At 57.7% G+C, this 20,632-nt stretch carries 16 protein-coding genes and 2 riboswitches; of the genes, 9 read left to right on the top strand and 7 right to left on the bottom strand.

Annotated elements, in window-relative coordinates; all coding sequences use genetic code 11:
* The first annotated feature begins 174 nt into the window (after positions 1 to 174).
* The gene (locus AC07OD_RS26520) at positions 175 to 837 is read left to right on the top strand and encodes an NAD(P)H-dependent oxidoreductase (RefSeq protein WP_492809033.1); all 663 of its coding nucleotides are present in this window, start codon (positions 175 to 177) and stop codon (positions 835 to 837) included.
* Positions 838 to 945: 108 nt separating this feature from the next.
* On the opposite strand, the gene AC07OD_RS26515 is transcribed toward AC07OD_RS26520, so the two are convergent.
* The 4 genes from AC07OD_RS26515 to AC07OD_RS26500 are packed head-to-tail and all read right to left on the bottom strand — an operon-like array spanning position 946 to position 5,137.
* Positions 946 to 2,325, bottom strand: a complete 1,380-nt coding sequence (locus AC07OD_RS26515) for an MFS transporter (RefSeq protein WP_494598402.1) — start codon at positions 2,323 to 2,325, stop codon at positions 946 to 948.
* Complete coding sequence (locus tag AC07OD_RS26510) at positions 2,315 to 3,604, bottom strand: acyltransferase family protein (protein WP_492255269.1); 1,290 nt, start codon at positions 3,602 to 3,604, stop codon at positions 2,315 to 2,317. The genes AC07OD_RS26515 and AC07OD_RS26510 overlap by 11 nt, the downstream gene beginning before the upstream one ends.
* A 49-nt stretch (positions 3,605 to 3,653) precedes the next feature.
* Positions 3,654 to 4,715 carry a MerR family transcriptional regulator gene (locus tag AC07OD_RS26505; RefSeq protein WP_494598401.1) on the bottom strand — a complete coding sequence of 354 codons (1,062 nt, stop codon included), beginning with the start codon at positions 4,713 to 4,715 and terminating at the stop codon, positions 3,654 to 3,656.
* Positions 4,716 to 4,723: 8 nt separating this feature from the next.
* Positions 4,724 to 5,137, bottom strand: a complete 414-nt coding sequence (locus AC07OD_RS26500) for an FKBP-type peptidyl-prolyl cis-trans isomerase (RefSeq protein ID WP_370628486.1) — start codon at positions 5,135 to 5,137, stop codon at positions 4,724 to 4,726.
* A gap of 776 nt (positions 5,138 to 5,913) precedes the next feature.
* Here AC07OD_RS26500 and AC07OD_RS26495 point away from each other — a divergent pair.
* Genes AC07OD_RS26495 through AC07OD_RS26460 form a run of 8 tightly spaced genes read left to right on the top strand, consistent with a single transcriptional unit; the run spans position 5,914 to position 14,850 of the window.
* The gene (locus tag AC07OD_RS26495; RefSeq protein WP_494598400.1) at positions 5,914 to 7,569 is read left to right on the top strand and encodes a sugar phosphate nucleotidyltransferase; all 1,656 of its coding nucleotides are present in this window, start codon (positions 5,914 to 5,916) and stop codon (positions 7,567 to 7,569) included.
* On the top strand, positions 7,562 to 7,966 hold the full coding sequence (locus tag AC07OD_RS26490) for a GtrA family protein (protein ID WP_492910575.1): 405 nt from the start codon (positions 7,562 to 7,564) through the stop codon (positions 7,964 to 7,966). The genes AC07OD_RS26495 and AC07OD_RS26490 overlap by 8 nt, the downstream gene beginning before the upstream one ends.
* Complete coding sequence (locus AC07OD_RS26485) at positions 7,963 to 8,658, top strand: glycosyltransferase family 2 protein (protein ID WP_492255272.1); 696 nt, start codon at positions 7,963 to 7,965, stop codon at positions 8,656 to 8,658. Before AC07OD_RS26490 ends, AC07OD_RS26485 begins: the two co-directional genes overlap by 4 nt.
* Positions 8,658 to 9,263 (top strand): phosphatidylinositol-specific phospholipase C/glycerophosphodiester phosphodiesterase family protein, encoded by a 606-nt coding sequence (locus tag AC07OD_RS26480; RefSeq protein WP_218295229.1) that lies wholly within the window; start codon positions 8,658 to 8,660, stop codon positions 9,261 to 9,263. Before AC07OD_RS26485 ends, AC07OD_RS26480 begins: the two co-directional genes overlap by 1 nt.
* A complete protein-coding gene (locus AC07OD_RS26475) occupies positions 9,260 to 11,314 on the top strand; it encodes a uridine kinase (protein ID WP_494598399.1) in 2,055 nt (684 codons plus the stop codon). The genes AC07OD_RS26480 and AC07OD_RS26475 overlap by 4 nt, the downstream gene beginning before the upstream one ends.
* A complete protein-coding gene (locus tag AC07OD_RS26470; RefSeq protein ID WP_218295227.1) occupies positions 11,311 to 12,054 on the top strand; it encodes an HAD family hydrolase in 744 nt (247 codons plus the stop codon). Before AC07OD_RS26475 ends, AC07OD_RS26470 begins: the two co-directional genes overlap by 4 nt.
* A 1-nt stretch (position 12,055) precedes the next feature.
* Positions 12,056 to 13,108, top strand: coding sequence for a class II aldolase/adducin family protein (locus AC07OD_RS26465; protein WP_494598441.1), 1,053 nt, complete (start codon positions 12,056 to 12,058; stop codon positions 13,106 to 13,108).
* Entirely contained in the window at positions 13,105 to 14,850 is a 1,746-nt protein-coding gene (locus AC07OD_RS26460; protein WP_494598398.1) for a hypothetical protein, read from the top strand. Before AC07OD_RS26465 ends, AC07OD_RS26460 begins: the two co-directional genes overlap by 4 nt.
* Before the next feature lie 921 nt (positions 14,851 to 15,771).
* Here the strand turns inward: AC07OD_RS26460 and gcvP are convergent.
* From gcvP to gcvT, 3 genes are all read right to left on the bottom strand, one after another.
* Positions 15,772 to 18,681: an aminomethyl-transferring glycine dehydrogenase gene (gcvP, locus tag AC07OD_RS26455; protein WP_494598397.1), complete on the bottom strand. Its 2,910-nt coding sequence runs from the start codon at positions 18,679 to 18,681 to the stop codon at positions 15,772 to 15,774.
* Between the two features lie 70 nt (positions 18,682 to 18,751).
* Positions 18,752 to 19,126: a glycine cleavage system protein GcvH gene (gene gcvH, locus AC07OD_RS26450; protein WP_218295223.1), complete on the bottom strand. Its 375-nt coding sequence runs from the start codon at positions 19,124 to 19,126 to the stop codon at positions 18,752 to 18,754.
* An 84-nt stretch (positions 19,127 to 19,210) separates the two neighbouring features.
* Positions 19,211 to 20,380: a glycine cleavage system aminomethyltransferase GcvT gene (gene gcvT, locus AC07OD_RS26445; RefSeq protein WP_218338722.1), complete on the bottom strand. Its 1,170-nt coding sequence runs from the start codon at positions 20,378 to 20,380 to the stop codon at positions 19,211 to 19,213.
* A 10-nt stretch (positions 20,381 to 20,390) separates the two neighbouring features.
* Positions 20,391 to 20,512: riboswitch (glycine riboswitch) on the bottom strand.
* A 13-nt stretch (positions 20,513 to 20,525) separates the two neighbouring features.
* Positions 20,526 to 20,624, bottom strand: a riboswitch (glycine riboswitch).
* Between the last annotated feature and the right edge of the window lie 8 nt (positions 20,625 to 20,632).

Here is a 20,632-nt window from a genome sequence, read left to right as displayed (position 1 = left end):
ACGCGAGCGGGCACGGACCGGTAACCCGCATTTCAAGGGCCGATTGTTGGCCAAATGGGAACAATGCTTTTCCCGGGGATGGCTTACCGAACCGGGGGTGTTTGCCTACAGTTCATTACACCGGGCCCTTGTCACCCATGCCCTGCAAATACCCTTTCACCACAGGATTCGACCATGACCACCCTTGATACCACTGCGGCCGCCCAGCCCCTGCTGAACAAACTGCAATGGCGCTATGCCGCCAAGAAGATGAACCCCGCCAAGGCGGTGCCGCAGGACAAGGTCGAGCGCATTCTCGAAGCCGCGCGCCTCGCCCCCACCTCCAGCGGACTGCAGCCCTTCGAGATCATCGTGGTGACCGACCCCGCCGTGCGCGCGCGCATCCAGCCCATCGCATGGAACCAGGCGCAGATCACCGACGGCTCCCACCTGCTGGTGTTCGCGGCATGGGACAACTACACGGCCGAGCGCATCAACATGATGTTCGACCTGACCAATGACCAGCGCGGCTTCAAGAACGAGGGCTGGGAAAACTACCGCCAGATGCTGCTCTCCAGCTACCCCCAGCGCGATGCGGAGGTGAACTTCCAGCACGCGGCGCGCCAGGCCTACATCGGCATGAGCGCGGCCCTGATTGCCGCCGCGTTCGAGGAGGTGGACTCCACGCCGATGGAGGGGTTCGACCCCAGCGCGCTCGATGAGATCCTGGGCCTGCGTGCACGCGGCCTGCGCAGCGTCTCGATTCTCCCGCTGGGCTATCGTGCCGAGGAGGGCGACTGGCTGGTGAGCCTGAAGAAGGTGCGCCGCCCCCGCGAGCAGTTCGTGACCGAGGTCTGAGCCCGGCGGGGTTTCCCGCGTGCGCCTGCGCTAGGCAGCTTGTCCCAGGCCTCGTGCACCGACCCTCCCGGCCGCCCCCTTCCTTGGGTGCGGCCGGGTTCTGGCATTTCAGCGCACCGCCGCAGGTGCATCGCTCACGCGGCGCATGGGCGTCAGCACGAAGGCCAGCGCCGCCAGCACGACCAGCGTGCCGCCGCTGGCCGCGAACAGCTGGGCCAGCGTGATGCTCTTCATCGCCCAGCCCGTGACGGCGGCGGAGATGGGTGCCAGGCCCATGAAGATGAACATGAACAGGCTCATCGCGCGGCCCAGCAGCGCGGGAGGCACGCGCTGCTGGATCCAGGTGAACACGCTCACCTGCATGAAGCCGCCCAGCAGGCCGATGGCGAGCATCAGCACAGAGCCCTGCCACACGGCCGTGATCAGGCCCATGGGCATGAACAGGGCGCCGATGACCGCATCGAACGCGAGGATGGTCATGCCCAGGCTGCCGATGCGCAGCCGGGGCACCATGCCGGACACCACCATGCCCAGCAATGTTCCCGCGCCATGGGCGCCCACCATGATGCCGAAGGCCGCCGCGCCCAGCTGCGGCGTGCTGCTGGCCAGCACCGGGATGGCGATGTGGATGGGCCCCATGATGAACAGGGCAATGGCGCTCCAGTAGAGAAAGCAGGTGCGCAGCTCGCCGTCGCGCCAGAAATGCACCAGGCCTTGCGCCACCGATGACAGCACGGCCTGCGGGGCCGCCGCGGGCTGCGGCGTGCCGCCGTGGGTGCGCACCTTGGAGAGCGTCCAGGCCGACAGCACAAAGCTCAGTGCGTCCAGCGCGAAGGCCAGGCCAATGCCGGTGGCGTTGGCGCGGGTGCCGCCATGGCCGCCGGCGCCGGCCGTGGCGGCGTCGCCAAACAGCGCGATGAGCAGGCCCGCGAGCAGCGGGCCCAGGAACATCGTGAGCTGGCGCAGGCCCAGGTTCACGCCATTGGCGGCCTGCAGCTGGTGGCGGGCCACGACGTGCGGCATCATCGCGACCCCCGCCGGGATGCTGAACGCCGTGGCCAGGCCAATGCCCAGCGACAGCGCGTACACCATCCACAGCGTCAGGCTGCCGGCCAGCACCAGGGCGGCCAGCACGGCCAGCAGCACCAGGTTGATGTACTTGGTGATCATCAGCACCTGCTTGGGCGAGTGGCGGTCCACCAGCGCGCCGCCGATCAGGATGAACAGCGCGCGCGGCACGCTGATGAGCGCCAGCACGGTGCCCAGCACCAGCGTGTCGCCGGTCATCTGCAGCACCAGCCAGGGCAGGGCGATGAGCGTGAACTGGTCGCCCAGCATCGAGAGGAATGCGCCGCCGGTCAGCCAGCGGAAGTTGCGGTCCTTGAGCAATGCGGCGCGTTGGTCCGGGCCTGCCGGGCTTGCCGGTGCGGGCCGGGCATGCTCGGCGCGCGGCGGCGGATTGTCGCGGGTGGGGGTGTCAGTGGGCATGGACAGGTTCTCCAGGGTAGGGGCGGGAATGGCGGTGGCCGTTGAGCAACTGGCCCACCGCGGTAAAGCGGACACACAGGTGATAGCTGGCCAAACACAGGGCCGTGGTCGCCAGCACGTTGAGAAAGATCTTGGCCGTCGCGGGGATCGGCACGCCGTACAGCAGCGCGCCAAAGCCCACCGTCAGCGGCAGGTGCACCAGGTACACCCAGTACGCGCTGTCTGCCAGGTAGGCCAGCCAGGCCCTGGGCCGCGCCATATGCCGCAGAAACAGGCCGATGAGCGCAAAGCTCCACAGCCAGGACGCGGCGTTGTAGGCCAGCGCCATCCAGAACTGGAGGTGCCGGGTGGCCGACACGGGCGCGGCCAGCACGTCGGTGAATCCACCGGTCAGCAGCACCAGCGCAAAGGCCGATGCTTCGGGCTGGGCCAATATCTCCGACAGAAACCCCGTCACCATGAAGCATGCAAGACCCGCGGCGGCGAACACCGGCCACAGCCGTTCGTAGCGCGCCATCAGCCGTCGCCGCTGGGCGTACAGGCACAGGCCGAATGCATAGAACAGGCCGTTGTGCACCCATTCCGCGAGCGGCGGCAGGAAGGACCCGCTGGGTGTGACGATGCCGTGGTCGTAGTGCGCGCCGATCCAGGCCAGCGGCAGCGTGAGCACCACCCCACCCACCGGCGATGCGCACAGCCATGCCGCGATGGCCTGCAGGCCGCGCTGCGCGGACTGTGGCAGCGCCCGGGCCATGGCCCACACCGGTGGGGTGAGCAGGGTCAGCCACAGCAGCATCCACAGGAACCACAGGTGCATGGTGGGCGGGCCTTGCGGAACGTTGGGGCCCCGGGGCAGCAGGCTGCGGTCCACACCCCAGGTGCCGTGCGCCATGCGGTGCAGGAACATCAGCCCGAGCAGGGTGGTGGCGATGAACAGCGGCGGCCAGAACACCGCGAACGGCAGGCCCAGGCGGCGCACGCGGTGGCGGGCCATGCCGGCCAGCCCACGCTGCTGCACCAGCAGTGCCACGAAGAACCCCGCCAGGATGAAGAACAGCGGCATGCGAAACGCGTGGATCACCGCCACCAGCAGGTCGGCCACGGGCGTGGACAGGTCGTCGTGCCAGGGCAGGGGCGAGGGGGCTGCCATGTACGCGATGGAAGCGTGCAGCACGATGCCCAGCCACATCATGGTGGCGCGCAGGTGGTCCAGCGCGTGCAGGCGCCCTGCGGCGGCAGGGGACGCGGGGAGAACGGGAGAAGAAGGGTCGGCAGTCATGGGTCGGTCTGTCAGAAGACCGACTGTCAAGCCTCACGTTGCGTGAGGGTCAAGCGATTTTTACTGTTTTTTTACGGATGGGTGGTGCGGCTGGCCCCGCAGCGGCGGCATGCACGTGGGCGAGGGCAGCGTGCAGGTACGCACGCACGGGCGCGCTCAGTGGCGAGCCCGCCTGCAGCAAGGGCTCCTGCATCGACGCGGTGAGCAGCTTCTGGCGCAGCGCCGCGTCGTTGCGTGTCAGCTGGCCGAACAGCGCATCCCAGCGCTGTGCCGCCGCCGCAGCGTCGGCGTGCTGCGGGGCCACTCCGCGCGCCAGCAGTTGCTGCACCGAGCCCTCCAGCGCCGCCCACTGGGTGTGGGGCACATGGCCCAGCGCGCGCAGGTCGTCGCGGGTCAGGTACTTGTCGAGCAGGTTCATGCGCAGCTTGATGGCGACTTCGACGTACTCGATCATTTCGCCCGGCGGCGCATGGTTGCGGCCGTGGGTGGTGGGCTCGGTGCGGAACATGTGGCCCCAGCGCTCCAGCAGGTCCATGTCGCCGCCCATCCAGTGCAGCATCAGCGCCATCCAGCGGTACGCCAGCGCCTGCACCTCCGGGGCGTCGGGCGGCAGCTGGCGGTCCATGGCGCTCTGCACCAGGTCCTTCACGACCAGCCAGTCGGCTTCGATCAGGCTCCAGTTGGTGAAGATCTGCTTGAGCTCGGCCGAGCTGAAGTACTTGCCATAGGTCGTCATGAGCGCCAGCGCTTCGAGCCAGTTGCCCATGTCGGGCTCGGCCCCTGCCATCAGGCCATCGCGCAGCATGGTCAGGCGGCCGCGCAGTTCGGTGGCTTGCGATATCTGTTGGTCGAGCGCGCGGATCTGCTGGCCGATGATGCGCTCGGGCGCCATGGTGTCGCCCACCAGCAGGTCGCCGATGTCGCTGAGCGGCAGGCCCATCTGCCGCATGGTCTGGATGCCATGCAGCCGCTGCACGTCGGCCTGGCTGTACAGCCGGTAGCCGGCGTCCGACCGGCCCGAGGGCTTGAGCAGCCCGATTTCGTCGTAGTGGTGCAGCGTGCGCACCGTGAGGCCGGTGCGCCGCGCGAGGTCACCGACCTTCAGCAGCATGGGTCTTCTTACTTGCGCACCGAGATCAGCTCGATCTCGAAGTTGAGCGTGCTGTTGGGCGGAATCACCCCGCCAGCGCCGCGCTCGCCATAGGCAATCGCTGCCGGGCAGGTCAGCTTGGCCTTGCCGCCGGGTTTCATGCGCTGCACGCCTTCGGTCCAGCAGGGGATCACGCGGTTGAGCGGGAACTCGGTGGGCTCGCCGCGCTTGTAGGAGCTGTCGAATTCCTTGCCGTCCAGGAACGTGCCCTTGTAGTGCACCTTCACCGTGTCGGTGGCCTTGGGCGATTCGCCCGTGCCTTCCTTGAGGGACTCATAGACCAGGCCGCTGGCCGTGGTCACCGGGCCCTGAACCCGAGCGTGCGCGCAGAAAAATGAAGCGGCCAGCGAGCCGGCAAGTATGAGGGAAGAGGAGAGGCGCACGGAATTCCTTAGTAATCTAACGAGGGACGCAAGTGCATGCATGGCGTCAGTGGCGCGCCAGTGTAAGCGTTCGGAACTGGCTCCACCCACAGTCATCGTTTTGGGACGGCGGGCGAACCGTTGTTGTCAGTACCTGTTTAACAACAAGCGATTTACCACTGTCAGCTTTGTACTCCAACTCCTGTGCAGCAATTTAACGAAACTGATGGCAATAAAAGCAAAAAATGCGTAAAACCAATCGAGTAGCGTCGAACGCTTGACATAAGGTCGACGTTGAAAGCGAGATATTGACCTGGAGGACTCTCTCCGCTTGCTGCATGCCTCTTGCCCTTTGTGCGGCATGGAGGAGAAGAACGAGACAGGCGCAGCACGCGCCGATGGTCTTAGGCTTCGGCAGGCTGCTCCGAAGCTATGATCAAGCAAGTCGTGACATCTGGCAAACCCTAGGGGAAGCGCTGCGGACAGGACTGGGGCGCATGCGTTCGAAATCAATGAGCGGCTCTACCGCATGTGAGTCTATGCATGTCCGTGAGATCACCCTATGTGCAACTTGCCAGTCCTCTCCGAGGGTGTTCAACCACTGTGGGGGGAACGGTGTCTGCCTTGTCCATAGACCGATTGATAACCGGTGTCGGCCGGCACAAGATTGAACTGCGCAGTTCTCTGCACGATAAGTGTGTTAGTGGGATGAAGAGAGCATGTCGCAATTTGCTGGACCCGCATATTGCATGAGAATTTTAAACATTAAGAGGCGAACTTTGCAAATAGTTATCCCTATGTCAGGTTTTGGAGAAAGATTTCGTCGCGCCGGTTATGAAGTTCCGAAACCACTGATAGAAATTGAAGGAAAACCGATTGTGGCGCATGTCATTGACATGTTCCCGGGTGAAGAAAACTTCGTTTTTATCTGCAATCAGGCACATCTGGATGAGCCATCATACCGTATGGAAGCAATTTTGCGGCAATATTGCCCATCAGGAAAAATTGTTGGCATACCGCCGCACAAGCTCGGTCCGGTAAATGCGATTCGTCAAGTTGCACATCTGCTTGACCCAAAGCAGGAAGTAGTCATTAATTATTGTGATTTCACGTGTTACTGGGATTGGCATAACTTTAAGGACTTTGTTAAACAGACGGGCTGTTCAGGAGCTGTACCAGCCTATAAAGGATTTCATCCGCATTCGTTGGGGAATACAAACTACGCATACATGCTCGAAAAAGACGGATGGATGCAGGATATCCAGGAAAAGAAACCATACACATCCGACCGCATGAATGAGTATGCATCAAGTGGTACATATTATTTTTCATCTGCACAGCTTATGAGCCGGGCATTTGACGCGGTGATTGATCGGGATCTGAATGTTGGGGGCGAATATTATGTAAGCCTTTCTTGCAAAGTACTGGTTGAAGATGGAAAATCGGTAGCAGTTTATCCATTGCAGCACTTCATGCAGTGGGGTACACCCGAGGATGTTGAAGAATACAATGCCTGGTCAAGAGTATTCAAAGCTTTGATTGCGCCACCGAAGAATAAATCTGTCCCACGTGGGGCTCTGGTAATCCCCATGGCTGGATTGGGCCAGCGTTTTGTGAACGAGGGTTACGTCCAGACTAAGCCTCTTATTCCAGTCTCGGGTCGATCGATGGTGGCTCAGGCTACTCATGATCTCCCCAGCGCAGAGCAGCACGTTTTTGTCCTTCGATCGGATATGGCAGGATACGAGAATATAGTTGATGAGCTAAAAAACCTATATCCCGACGCGATCATTAAAAAAGTCGATCATGTTACGGAAGGCCAAGCATGTACCGCGTCAATTGGTGTGGAGGCACTGGTGCAAGAGCGAGGGCAAAGCATGACTCCAATCACCATTGGTGCTTGTGACAACGGAGCGCTCTATGATATGGATATCTTCTCCAGGCTTGCAAACGATCCTCAGGTCGACGTGATTGTTTGGGGTATCCGGTCATATCCGAACGCCACGCGTCATCCGAATATGTTCGGATGGATAGATGCAGAAGATGGCATAGTCAAGCATATTTCGGTAAAAAAACCACTGGATGCGCCTGCCTCTGACCCCGTGGTCTTGGGAACTTTCACCTTCCGTCGTGAAGCGGATTACCGACGCGCCTACGAGCGACTCCTTGAGCGTGATGGCCGGGTTAACGGCGAATTTTATATTGATTCCCTCATTAATGACGCGATCGCGCTCGGCTTGCGATGCCATCTTTTTGAGGTAGACAGTTACTTATGCTGGGGTACCCCGGCGGATCTGAAAACTTTCGAATACTGGCAATCCTGTTTTCACAAATGGACGAGCCACCCTTATCGGCTGGGCCTAGACCCCCGCATACCTCCCGAGCAAGTGGCGGTCCTAGAGCGAGGCTACCAAGCAATCATTCCCGAATTGCCGAAAGATCCGCATGCTTAGACGCGAGTTGACGATATTTCTGGTTGTCGGCGTGACTACAGTTATCCTGGATTTTTTGACTTACCGCAGTATTGTCGCTTTGGAATTGACCAGGGTCGAAATGGCAAAAACAATTGGATTTTTGGCAGGAACTTTGTTTGCATACTTCGCGAATCGAATCTGGACCTTTGGTCATAAGCCGAAGGTATCCGGCACTATGTGGCGATTCGCAATGTTATATGCAGGGACACTTCTTGCCAATGTTGTTGTCAACTCATTGATGCTGAAATTCTTTAGAGCAAATACTTTTGTAATAAATATTGCATTCATTGTTGCAACAGGGTTTTCGGCTTGTCTTAATTTTTTGGGTATGAAATTTTTCGTTTTCCGCAGTCGCCCTGCGGGGAGGCCTCAATGAAATTTTCCTTGGTCATTCCCTGTTATAACGAGGCAAAAAATATCCCGTTACTTCTGGATCGCTGCAAGACACTGACAGAAGGTGAGAATATTGAGGTCATTCTCGTGGACAATGGTTCCACTGACAATACGAGTGAGGTGCTCGATCGGTTGCTTCCCTCGTATCGCGGGTGCAGAAGTACTCGTGTTGAAATCAATCAAGGATACGGATACGGTATTATTGCCGGGCTGAAGGCGGCGCGAGGAAGCCTACTAGGATGGACTCATGCCGATATGCAAACAGACCCCCAGGACGTGCTTTCCGGTCTTGATCTGTTTGAAAAGCATGGAGAAGATATATTCGTAAAAGGGCGCCGTTATGGTCGGCCCATTATGGATGTATTTTTTACTGTTGGAATGAGTATGTTTGAAACAGTACTTCTCATGCGTCCGATGTGGGACATCAATGCCCAGCCAACAATGTTCTCGCGAAGATTCTTTGAATCTTGGGAAAGTGCTCCAACAGATTTTTCCCTTGATCTTTATGCATACTATGAAGCTCAGGAGCAAAAGATCAAGGTGTATCGTTTTCCGGTTGCGTTTGGCGAGAGAGCGCATGGCTTTTCGCACTGGAATATAAATTGGGCAGCAAAGAAAAAATTTATAAAAAGAACCATTGATTTCAGCTTCCAATTGAGGAAAAGAGCCAAATGATGGAAATCATCTCTCATCGTCGTAACACAATAACAGAGTTGATATCGACCGATTCGAAGTATGGTGTGGAAGTTGACGTCAGAACGGATCATGGGCAACTTATTATCCACCATGATCCCTGCAAGCCCGGGGAATCTTTCGAGGAGTGGATTGGTCTATATCGACACGGCACTCTTATACTCAATGTGAAAGAAGAGGGGTTGGAGCCATATCTCATCTCATTGATGAAATCCAACGGCATATCTAATTATTTCTTTCTAGATCAATCGTTTCCATTTATGATTAAGTGGTCTAATGCTGGCGAAAGACGTTGCGCGGTACGAGTTTCAGAATTTGAATCCATCGAAACAGCACTATCTTTGGCTGGTAAAGTTGATTGGGTCTGGGTGGACTGCTTCACGCATTTTTCATTGGAAGAAGAAGAAGCGGGCAGATTAAAAGATGCTGGATTCAAACTTTGCCTTGTTTCTCCCGAGCTTCAAGGCCGAGACGCTACTGTGGAAATTCCCGAACTGGCATCGCTTCTGACGGAGCGACACATCGTGGCAGATGCTGTTTGCACTAAACGCCCTGACCTCTGGGAAGCCACGATTAATTTCAAATGAAAAAGCTGTTTATACATCCATTTTTTCTTTTAGGGCTGATGCTACGGGTGGTGCTGATAATTGCGTTGAGCCCACTACCCATCGCAAACTGGTATGCCCCATTCCTGGATATAGGCACCTCGGTATTAACTGTCGACCCCTGGTCGGTCTGGATGAACCAGGGCGGTGACCTAGTTGCTTTTCCCTATGGATATGCAATGTGGCTGCCGTTCCTCCCTTCTGTGTTTGCGGCGAAGGTCATTGGCGCTCCTTTGGAATACGCCTATGATTTCACACTGCTGTGCGCTGATTTTTGTTTGTTGCTGACGCTTCGAAAACTACTTCCCAATCAACAAAAATTAATTTTGTTGGCCTATTGGCTGTCCCCCATCATTATTGTTGCGAGTTATGGGTTTGGTTTAAATGATCTAATCCCTGCCTTGTTCTTGGTTCTTTCGATGCTTTGTGTGCGCAGAGTGGATTTAAGATGGGGTGGGGCACTTTTGGCAGTCGCAATTTCAGCAAAATTGAGCATGATCGTGGCCGCTCCATTTTTTGCGATCTATTTAATCCACAATCGCGCTCTTAGGCAGCGGGCACTGGAGTTCGCCGGTGGCTTTTCCCTCGCTGTTCTTGTGCTCGGTGGCGCCTTCGTGTTCTCATCTGCGGGCATGCAGATGCTGTTGAACAATCCAGAAATGGAAAAGATATACCAGCTGGCGGTAGGTCTTGCGGGTAATGTTTACATTTTTATTGTCCCCTTGACTTACCTGCTAGTCCTTTACTTGACATGGCGAGTGCGGCGTCTGAATTTTGAGCTGTTTCAAGCCACTATTGGAATGTCATTTTTGCTCGTTGTCGTATTAACACCTTCTTCACCCGGGTGGTTTGTATGGTGCATTCCATTCCTTGTTCTCTATCAAGCGATGAGTGGTCGCATTGCGGTCTTGCTGGTGGGGGCATTTTCAGTGGTATACGTGGCAAGCGCTCTGCTATTAACACCTTTGCATTTCTCGAATGGCAATAAATTCGCGCTTGCCAGCTTGTTTCCCATTACCACTCCATTAAGTGGGCACGCAGCATCGCTTCTTTACACGATGATGGCTGCAATCGGTGGAATTCTTGCCATCAGAATTTGGAGGGAAACTATCAGTCGAAACGATTTCTTTCGCCTTAGCCGCAACCCTTTTGTTGTGGGAATTGCGGGAGATTCTGGGGCGGGCAAAGATACATTCGCTGATGCGATTTCAGCATTGTTCGGTGACCACTCGACAGTCAAGCTTTCAGGTGACGATTATCACTTGTGGGACAGGCAGAGGCCGATGTGGCAGGTAATGACACATTTGAATCCCATGGCGAATGACCTAGAAGGATTTTGTAACGATCTTGTCTCGTTATCGGATGGAAAAAACATCCTCTTGCGGCATTATGATCATAAAACAGGAAAAATGAGCAGGCCCTTTGTGCTTCACAGCAATGATTTTATCATTGCGAGTGGATTACACGCACTGTACCTTCGTGCACTTCGAGACTGTTATAATCTCAAAATATATCTTGAGATTGATGAAGGGTTGCGTCGCTATTTCAAGATAAGACGTGACGTGCACCAGCGTGGGCACACGCTGGACAAGGTCTTGGGGTCATTCAAGAAAAGAGAACCGGATTCCGAGCAATTTATTCGACCACAATCCAAGCATGCGGATTTGGTCCTTTCTCTGCAGCCGATTCATCCTGGAATGTTAGAAGGTGTGGATGATAAACATCCGCTTCGTTTGAAATTAATTGTAAATACTAGGAATGGGTTCAACGAACTTACTATTCATCGAATTCTCGTTGGCGTTTGTGGCTTGCATGTTGATGTTGTCATGAGCGATGACGGCTCGGACGTGCAACTCACAATTGAGGGAGAAACATCTGCTGAGGATGTTGCCATGGCTGCGGAAATTCTATGCCCTCGTGTTCGTGACTTTCTAGATATTTCGCCAATATGGCAGGATGGTATGTTGGGGTTGATGCAATTGATCACGCTCACCCATATTAATCAAGCTCTGACTACGCGATTTATTAAATGAAGATTATTAATAATGGGCGATTTGATCGTCTTCCCGATGCGATTTTGTTTGACACGGATAATACGTTATATCCGTATGAGCCCGCGCATTTCGCAGCGCAGCAAGCGATCCGGCAAAAGGCTGCAAAAAGCTTTTCAATATCTGCAGATGATTTTGATAAAGCGTTTAGTCAAGCCCGATCAGAAGTTAAAGAGCGTCTAAAAAATACTGCATCTTCCCATAGTCGGTTACTTTATTTGCAGAGGATGTTGGAGATCATGGGATTGGGTTCCCAGGTGCTTCTGGCGCTCGATTTTGAGCAAACCTATTGGCGAACATTTCTGAGCAATGCAATTCTATTTGACGAAGTCAAGGAGTTGTTGGATGATATTCGTCTGCTGGGTATTCCTACTGCCATTGTTACAGATCTGACTGCGCAGATTCAGTTTAGAAAGGTAGTATATTTTGGTCTTGATCACTATTTCGATTATATCGTCACGAGCGAAGAGGCTGGATTCGATAAGCCACACGAAGCACCCTTTGAAATTGCACTACAAAAAATGCGGCCGAAGGGTGCCTGTATTTGGATGATCGGTGATAGCGCTATCAACGATATACAAGGGGCGCGCGAAAAAATCAATGCTGTGACGCTTCAAAAAATTCATCATGGAGTAAAAGTAGGTGAGGGTTTGGCCGAAGCCGATGCTACATTTGGTGAATTTTCTGAGCTGCGACACTTGCTTAGAAAAATAGGTGGCTGAAATGATTGGCTCTAGAACTGCAATGGAACATGATGTCCGGAGTTACTGCGCAAAGATTGGCACGGACCCGCTGCTGGTTCAAGGAGCTGGAGGGAACGCTTCTTGGAAGGAAGGCGATACGCTTTGGATTAAAGCTTCTGGAACTTGGCTGTCAAATGCTGAAAAGGAAAATATCTTTGTTCCGGTTGACTTGAGCGGGCTGAATGCGGCCATTGCGCGGGATTGTTTTTCTGAAACACCCAGAGTTGTAGGAGATTTCACACTAAGGCCTTCTATTGAGACCATGCTGCATGCATTAATGCCGCATCGAATTGTCTTGCATCTGCATGCCGTAGAAGCCTTGGCGCACTTGGTTCGAAAAAATTATCTTGATGATTTACAGGCCCTCTTGAGGAGAGTTGTTGATTTTGCGGCGATAGAGTATCTGAAGCCGGGAGAGTGTCTTGCGCGTGCGACGGCAAAGGTTTTGAGGGGCCGCCCGGACGTGAATGTAATATTCCTGGCAAATCATGGCGTAGTGTTGGGAGGAGAGAGCATCGCGGAAATCGATGATTTGCTTTCTAACCTACTGACGTGCCTTAGGTGTGAGCGAATTATGAAGGATGCTGAATTTCTGCCATTTTCTGCGGCTAGTGCTGTATCTTCTTATATGCCCGTCGATGACATAGGGATTCAGCAATTGGCGCTGGATGACAGGCTTTTTCGTAGACTGCAATCCGACTGGGCCTTGTATCCAGATCATGTCGTTTTTCTTGGACCTGTTGCCCACGTCTACGCATCGGGTGAGACTTTTCAGAACGAAAATTGCCATAGCGATTCTTCTCCTGAAATTGTTTTTATTAATGAAAAAGGAGTTTTTGCCAAGTCGTCGTTTACACAAGCAAAAAAGGCCCAACTTCGGTGTTACTTCGATGTCTTGGTGCGGCAGCAACCCGAATGTAAATTGAATGTTCTGACAGGCGACCAAATTGCGGAGTTGTTGAACTGGGATGCTGAGAAATATAGGATGACTCTGGCAAAAAGTGCGACAAACGTGAGCTCTCGTCCGGTATGAAAAACGTGGAGCGACTTCGCCAAATGCGTGATGAGTTGTTCGCTGTCAGTGCATTACCGTCACGCGCCGATCTGAGTCCTGATCGGCGCCCCGGGTGGTTGTTTGCTGCCTTAGTTTTGCTCTACTTGATGGGCCAATTGGTGATGCAGCCTAACTGGATGCTGGGCGGTGAAATGTGGGCCGAGATGGCTACCAACTACTATGCTCACGCCGATTCACCATCAGTTTTGCATAAGCTGTTTTCAACGGATGCCGGGTACATTCCCTTTCCTCAGCGGCTGCTTGCTTTTTTGGGAAATCAATTTAGGATTTCCGCCGCCTGGATTCCATATTTCTATACTTGGTCATCGGTTTTGCTTTCGGCCATGTTGGTTGGCGTATTTTGTTTGGCGCCTTTTAGGAAATTGGCAAACAGTGACTTGCTGCGGTTTTTTGTCGCATTTTCGGTATTGGCAGTTGCAGATTTTGAAACAAAGACCTTTATAAATTTTAGTTATTTTGCTGCTTTTTTTGTGGCAATTGTCACTGCGCTTGCATTGGTAGATGTGGCGGATGAGAGTCCGTGGTGGGCTTGGTTCGCGCCCATCTTTATGTTGTCTAAACCTGCGCTTCTCGCCGCTTTGCCCGCAATGGTTATCGTGGCGATTGTCAGTCGATCTAGGTTTCGCATGATCGCATTCGCCGCCCTTTTGATGGGATTGATCCAATGCGTGCAAATGATCATCAGCTCTCAGTCAGGTGTCATGCCGTTTAGGGAGAACGAGGTAGTTTTGGGGGTGAAAATACTCGCTGCCATTAAGTATTTTTTAGGCTTTTTGGGGATTTTCGCGGTAGGCCCAATTTTGGTGCTTAAAAAATCCATCTTCATGCTTGTGGGATTGATTATTCTATCGCTCAGTTTATATTTGATTGTTTTGAAAAAATCTACTGCCAATGCATTGATTTTGGTTGGGTTGTGCCTTTCGTTTTTTAACTTCCTGTTGAACGCTTTTGCATTGAGTGATTCATGGACCGTCAATGCGGTGAAGCTGTTGGGTATTCCGATTTATAGGCATACCATTGTTGGTTTTTTTGGATCGATTTTGTTGATGTGTGGGGTGTTTTGTCATCTCGGTCGCATGCTTGAGATGCATTGGGATCTGCGTCTCTCGAAGAAGTTGGTGGCGATTTTATTTTTGATCTGGTTCGTTTCAGTGGGTTGGTTCGCATTTTCGATTCGTACGAGTAAAGAGCCTCTCTCTCCCACCATAGGTAATTCTCAGTGGCAAGTGCTGGCGCCTGCGATTGAGGATGGGACTACGCCGCTTTGTGTTCCGATAAACCCGTGGTGGAAAAATGCGAATTGGATTTACCAAAGAGGCTGTACTTCTCTGAATCCGCCACCAGCATGGGAAGATGGGCACCTTCGGGTCAAGGAGAACCGCATTTTTCAAAGCGAGCCGCCCGCAGTTTTGCTAGATAAAAATGTGGTTTCGGCAGCTGTGCTCGTTAAACCGACGACGGCAGGAATGCACTTGGTAGAGGTGAAAATGCGCGTGCAGCTGAAAAGTGGAGATGTCGAATATTTTTCGGGCTCCCGCGAGGTTGATAAGGATGGCGGATTGATTATGTTGATTGGAAGGCGTGTAGTTGCCGGTAACGAAATTCAACGGGTTAATATTGAATTTAATTTACCTCTTGATGTCGCACGCGGTGTGAGAGACTCCGGCGATTTCCCAGGTGTTGCCTGGATGGGAAATTAGTTAATTTGCGAAACACCCATCTCTGGATGGTTTTTTTTATTTGCGCAAGGAATTTCTGTCGGTGAGGTCTTTCGCTTTCCCATTAACCACTGGGTGAACCGAGCCGTGCTTTGAATTGGCGAAGCGCCATCACGTAGCCCATAAGCCATAAAGATGGAGAGGGCGCTTGCGCCTCCATCCCTCAAGGGGGGAGGCATTGTTTTTCCTGTGACTGATCTTGGCCGTACCGCGCGGCTTCTGCGCATCCGCTTCGGGCCGATTCTGTGCGTGCTCGTCACCTCGCTAGCCGTTGCTTTCGTCGCTATCTGCCTGCCGGTACACAGCAAGCGTTGCAAGCGCACGCAGCAATAGTGCCAGTCGTTGGCCGCGCTATGGCGTATCACCGCACGGATCGCTGCCACTTGAGGTAGAACTACGCGGTGATCGGCTTCACGGTGTGAATGTGCCGGCTGCTGTGTTTGGTAGGCTGCGACCTTTGGCAACCCGGTGCGCATGGATGGCGAGATGGGCTGTCCACGACGGAGGGGGAGCCGTTAGTTGGCAGCTTATTTTTGCGGGAACTGACTCTCGCGCTGGAAGAAAGCGGTACACACCGATCCCTCCACTAGTCACTAGTTGTACCACTGGTCTCAGCTCCGCAGTCGCTGCCGATGACCCCTGCCGCTTTTGAATATTCGAGGTTGGACCAATGCTGCCCCCTCCCAAGGAGGCAGAGGCACCATCATCGGTGGTCACCCAGCACTACGACCTTGCTATTTCGCCAATACTTCGTACTGCAGCGAAGTACTTGCGCTGAGCTGGTACGGCGGCGCGTGTCGCCCCCCGCAGCCAAGTCGGGCAAATGCCGGATGCGCGGTTCCGGCGCGGCAGGTCCGCAAGCGCTGCGAGTGCTGGTCGCGGCGCTCAAGGCACCGCACGCGGTCAGGCGTAGTCGGACACCGGGATGCAGCTGCACGCCAGGTTGCGGTCGCCCCACACGTTGTCCACGCGCCCCACGGGCGACCAGTACTTGCTGCTGCGCAGGGCGGCCACGGGATAGGCGGCGGTCTCGCGGGCGTAGGGGCGGGTCCACTGCGCGCCCAGCAGGCTTTGCGCCGTGTGCGGCGCGTTCTTGAGCGGGTTGTCGTCCTGCGGCAGCGCGCCATTTTCGATTTGCCGGATTTCCTCGCGGATGGCGATCATCGCGTCGATGAAGCGGTCGATCTCGAACAGCGTTTCGCTTTCGGTGGGCTCCACCATCAGCGTGTTGGGCACGGGGAAGGACAGCGTGGGCGCATGGAAGCCGTAGTCGATCAGGCGCTTGGCCACGTCCTCGGCCATCACGCCGCTGGTGTCCTTGAGGCCGCGCAGGTCCAGGATGCACTCGTGCGCCACATGGCCGTTGGCCGAGGCGTAGAGCGTGGGGTAGTGGTCCTTCAGGCACGCGCTGATGTAGTTGGCGCTGAGGATGGCTGTCTCGGTCGCGGCCTGCAGGCCCTCGGCACCCATCATGCGGCAGTACATCCAGCTGATGGGCAGCACCGCGGCGTTGCCCAGCGGGGCGGCGCTGACGGGGCCGACCTTGCCGGCGCTCGGCTCCAGGGGCTGGTCGCCACGGCCGGGCTGGCCGGGCAGGTAGGGCACGAGGTCTTCCACCACGCACACGGGGCCCACGCCGGGGCCGCCGCCGCCATGGGGAATGCAGAAGGTCTTGTGCAGGTTCAGGTGGCTCACGTCGCCGCCGAACTCGCCGGGGGCGGCCACGCCCACCAGGGCGTTCATGTTGGCGCCGTCCACGTAGACGCGCCCGCCGTGGCTGTGCACCAGGGCACACAGCTCCTTCACCTGGGTCTCGAACACGCCGTGCGTGCTGGGGTAGGTGATCATCACGCAGGCCAAGTGCGCGCTGTGCAGCTCGCACTTGGCCTTCAGGTCCGCCAGGTCCACGTTGCCATTGGCGTCGCAGGCCGTCACCACCACCTGCATGCCCACCATCTGGGCACTGGCGGGGTTGGTGCCGTGCGCGCTGCTGGGGATCAGGCAGATGTTGCGGTGGCCCTCGCCCTGGGCCTCGTGGTAGGCCTTGATGGCCAGCAGGCCGGCATATTCGCCCTGCGAGCCGGCGTTGGGCTGCAGGCTGATGCCCGCGTAGCCGGTCGCTTCGCACAGCCAGGCACGCAGCTGTTCATCCAGTTCGCGGTAGCCCTGGAGCTGGTCGGCGGGGGCAAACGGGTGCACGCCGGCGAATTCGGGCCAGGTGATGGGGATCATCTCGCTCGTGGCGTTGAGCTTCATGGTGCAGCTGCCCAGCGGGATCATGCTACGGTCGAGCGCGAGGTCCTTGTCGGACAGCTGGCGGATGTAGCGCAGCATGCCGGTTTCGGAGTGGTGGGTGTTGAACACCGGGTGCGTGAGGTAGCTGCTGGCGCGGCGCAGCCCGGCGGGAATCAGCGGCTCCACGCCGTGCTCGAACGCCTCGAAGGTGGGCAGGGCCTGGCCGTCCTGGGCGAAGATCTTCCACAGCAGTTCGACATCGGCGCGCGTGGTTGTCTCGTCGAGCGAGATGCAGAGGTAGTTCTCGAAGTAGATTCGCAGGTTGGCGCCCATCTGCACTGCGCGAGCAGCTATTGATTTGGTAGCGCTGTCGGTTTTGAGCGTGAGCGTGTCGAAGCAGCCCTGGGGGCGCACGGGGGCGCCTAGCTGCGTGAGTCCCCTGGCCAGGATGGCCGTGTAGCTGGCCACGCGCTGCGCGATGCGTTTCAGGCCGTCCGGGCCGTGGTACACGGCGTACATGCTGGCGATCACGGCAGGCAGCACCTGCGCAGTGCAGATATTGGACGTGGCCTTTTCGCGGCGGATGTGCTGCTCGCGCGTCTGCAGCGCCAGGCGGTAGGCGGGCTGGCCGTGCACGTCCACGCTCACGCCCACCAGGCGGCCGGGCAGGCTGCGCTTGAACTCGTCGCGGCAGGCCATGTAGGCGGCGTGCGGGCCGCCCGCGCCCATGGGCATGCCAAAGCGCTGGGTGGTGCCAACCACGATGTCGGCGCCGTATTCCCCCGGGGGCGTGATGAGCGTCAGGGCCAGCAGGTCGGCGGCCACGATGAAGGCGGCTTGCTTGGCATGCGCCTTGTCCACATCGGCGCGCAGGTCGTCGATGCGGCCGCTGGTGGCGGGGTACTGGGCCAGCACGGCGAAGTAGTCGCCGGCCAGCAGGTCGTTCCATTCCTCGGCGGAGTTGGCCAGGCGCACTTCCAGGCCCAGGGGCCTGGCGCGGGTCTGGATGACTTCGATGGTCTGCGGGTGCGCGTCGCCGGCCACCACGAACACATTGCTCTTGCTCTTGACCGAGCGCCTGGCCAGGGTCATGGCCTCGGCGGCGGCCGTGGCTTCATCCAGCATGGACGCGTTGGCGATCGGCATGCCGGTCAGGTCGCACACCATGGTCTGGAAGTTGACCAGCGCCTCCATGCGGCCCTGCGAGATCTCGGCCTGGTAGGGCGTGTAGGCGGTGTACCAGGCGGGGTTTTCGAGAATGTTGCGCAGGATGACGCCCGGCGTGTGCGTGTCGTAGTAGCCCTGGCCGATGAAGCTCCGCAGAACCTTGTTCTTGGACGCCATTGCCTTGAGTTCGGCCAGCGCAGCGGCTTCCGTGGCGGGCCGGGGCAGCGACATCGCGCGGTTGCGCGCGATGGAGCGCGGCACGATGCTCTCGATGAGCGCGCTGCGCGAGGCTTCGCCGATCACGGACAGCATGTGGGCTTCGTCGGCTGCGTCGATGCCGATATGGCGGGGCAGGAACTCGGTGGTGTTCTCGAGTGCGGCGAGGGTGGGCAGGGGGGCTTGGGAGGTCATCGGCGGCGGCACAGTGCAAGGAAACACATTGGCCCGGCGGGGAGGCGCCGGGCCGCGGGGCATCGGAGGGTCAGGCGTTCTTGGCGAACTCGGCGTAGGCGGGTTCGTCCATGAGCGCATCGAACTGCAGCATGTCCGTCACATGGACCTTGAAGAACCAGCCGGCACCCATGGGATCGCTGTTGGCCAGCGAGGGGTCGGCGCGCAGTGCTTCGTTCACTTCGACGACTTCGCCGGTGACAGGCATGTATACGTCGGCCGCGGCCTTCACGGACTCGACCACGCCGGCCACGTCACCCTGGGTGAAGGTCGTGCCGACCTCGGGGAGGTCCACGAAGACCACGTCGCCCAGGGCGTCCTGGGCATGCAGCGTGATGCCCACGGTGGCGGCTTCGTGGTCGGAGATGTCGATCCACTCGTGGTCCTTGGAATACTTGATGGTCATGGGGGAAGCTCCAAAAAAAGGGGTAAACAGAAAAAGTGCCGATGCCAGCCGCCACTTTAGCCGGGCTCGGGCCGTTGCAGAGGCTCAGCCGCGGTGGTAGCGCGCGGGCGTGAACGGCATGGACACCACCTCCATGGGCACGGCCTTGCCGCGCACGATGGCGTTGACGCGCGTGCCGATGGCGGCAAAGGCTGGCGCCACGTAGCCCATGGCCACCGGCTTGTCCACGGTGGGACCTAGCAGGCCGCTGGTCACTTCGCCGATCTTCTGCCCGTCGGGGCCTTGCAGTTCGGTGTGCTCGCGCACGGGCACGCGTTCTAGCGCGACCAGGCCCACGCGCTTGCGCTGCAGGCTGGCGGGGTTGTCGATCTGCGACAGCACCTTGTCGGCACCGGGGAAGCCGCCCGCGCGCGCGCCGCCGGTGCGGCGCACCTTCTGGATGGCCCAGTTCAGCGCCGCCTCGGGCGGGGTGGTCGTGGTGTCGATGTCGTTGCCGTACAGGCACAGGCCGGCTTCCAGGCGCAGCGAGTTGCGGGCGCCCAGCCCGATGGGCTTGACCTCGGGCTGGGCCAGCAGCGCGCGTGCCAGGGTTTCGGCCTGGGACGCGGGCACCGAGATCTCGAAGCCGTCCTCCCCGGTGTAGCCGCTGCGGGTCACGAAGCAGTCGCAGCCCGCAATGGAAAAGTCGCCACCCGTCATGAATACCAGCTTTTCGACGCCGGGTGCCAGGCGCGCCAGGGCGGTGACTGCCTGCGGGCCTTGCAGCGCCAGCAGGGCGTGGTCGGGCATGGGGATGACGTCGCAGCGCTGGCCGATGCGTGCCTGGATGTGCGCGATGTCGCCTACCTTGCAGGCGCCGTTGACGATGACGAACAGGGTGTCATTGCCCTGGTTGAAGAACATCAGGTCGTCGATGACCGTGCCTTCGTCGGTGAGCAGCAGGCCGTAGCGCTGCTTGCCCACGGGCAGGTCGATCACGTCGACGGGCATCAGGGTTTCGAACGCGGCAGCGGCGCCGGGGCCGACAAGCTTGAGCTGGCCCATGTGCGAGACGTCGAACAAACCCGCCGCGTTGCGCGTGTGCAGGTGCTCGGCCATCAGGCCGGCAGGGTACTGCACGGGCATGGAGTAACCCGCAAACGGCACCATGCGGGCGCCCAGCTCGGTGTGCAGGGCGTTGAGGGGGGTGGTCAGCAGCGGGGCGGTAGGGGTGGTCAAGGCGGACTCCGGGGCAAATGGTGGCCGCGGCCCCATGGGTCGCGGGATTTGCCCTGCTGTCCGCTTTACCTGAGAGATTCACCGCAGCGCCCTGGCTGGCCGCGCGGCTTGCTCCTTCGGTGGATGGGTGCCGTGCTGCACGGTCCATCTCTCTCCAGCAAGGGAACGCCCGCATCACTGCGGGCGGTTGCCAGTCCTTTTGCCTGAGCGTTCGGCTGCTGCCTGCGCCTTCGGCGGCCCCTTTCGTTGATGGGAAGGGGCTCTCTCCTGACGGCCGCCAGTATATCC

Source organism: Acidovorax sp. GW821-FHT10E03 (assembly GCF_059415205.1).
The sequence above is the reverse complement of the archived record's forward strand: the minus strand, read 5'-3'. Positions and strand labels throughout refer to the sequence as shown.

Bases quoted from the DNA above. Each gene is read 5' to 3' on its own strand.
- AC07OD_RS26470 (WP_218295227.1), top strand. From the start codon at position 11,311: ATGAAGATTATTAATAATGGGCGATTTGATCGTCTTCCCGATGCGATT.
- AC07OD_RS26485 (WP_492255272.1), top strand. From the start codon at position 7,963: ATGAAATTTTCCTTGGTCATTCCCTGTTATAACGAGGCAAAAAATATC.
- AC07OD_RS26520 (WP_492809033.1), top strand. From the start codon at position 175: ATGACCACCCTTGATACCACTGCGGCCGCCCAGCCCCTGCTGAACAAA.
- AC07OD_RS26490 (WP_492910575.1), top strand. From the start codon at position 7,562: ATGCTTAGACGCGAGTTGACGATATTTCTGGTTGTCGGCGTGACTACA.
- gcvP (WP_494598397.1), bottom strand. From the start codon at position 18,681: ATGACCTCCCAAGCCCCCCTGCCCACCCTCGCCGCACTCGAGAACACC.
- AC07OD_RS26475 (WP_494598399.1), top strand. From the start codon at position 9,260: ATGAAAAAGCTGTTTATACATCCATTTTTTCTTTTAGGGCTGATGCTA.
- AC07OD_RS26510 (WP_492255269.1), bottom strand. From the start codon at position 3,604: ATGACTGCCGACCCTTCTTCTCCCGTTCTCCCCGCGTCCCCTGCCGCC.
- gcvT (WP_218338722.1), bottom strand. From the start codon at position 20,380: ATGGGGCCGCGGCCACCATTTGCCCCGGAGTCCGCCTTGACCACCCCT.
- AC07OD_RS26515 (WP_494598402.1), bottom strand. From the start codon at position 2,325: ATGCCCACTGACACCCCCACCCGCGACAATCCGCCGCCGCGCGCCGAG.
- AC07OD_RS26460 (WP_494598398.1), top strand. From the start codon at position 13,105: ATGAAAAACGTGGAGCGACTTCGCCAAATGCGTGATGAGTTGTTCGCT.
- gcvH (WP_218295223.1), bottom strand. From the start codon at position 19,126: ATGACCATCAAGTATTCCAAGGACCACGAGTGGATCGACATCTCCGAC.
- AC07OD_RS26480 (WP_218295229.1), top strand. From the start codon at position 8,658: ATGGAAATCATCTCTCATCGTCGTAACACAATAACAGAGTTGATATCG.
- AC07OD_RS26495 (WP_494598400.1), top strand. From the start codon at position 5,914: ATGTCAGGTTTTGGAGAAAGATTTCGTCGCGCCGGTTATGAAGTTCCG.
- AC07OD_RS26465 (WP_494598441.1), top strand. From the start codon at position 12,056: ATGATTGGCTCTAGAACTGCAATGGAACATGATGTCCGGAGTTACTGC.
- AC07OD_RS26505 (WP_494598401.1), bottom strand. From the start codon at position 4,715: ATGCTGCTGAAGGTCGGTGACCTCGCGCGGCGCACCGGCCTCACGGTG.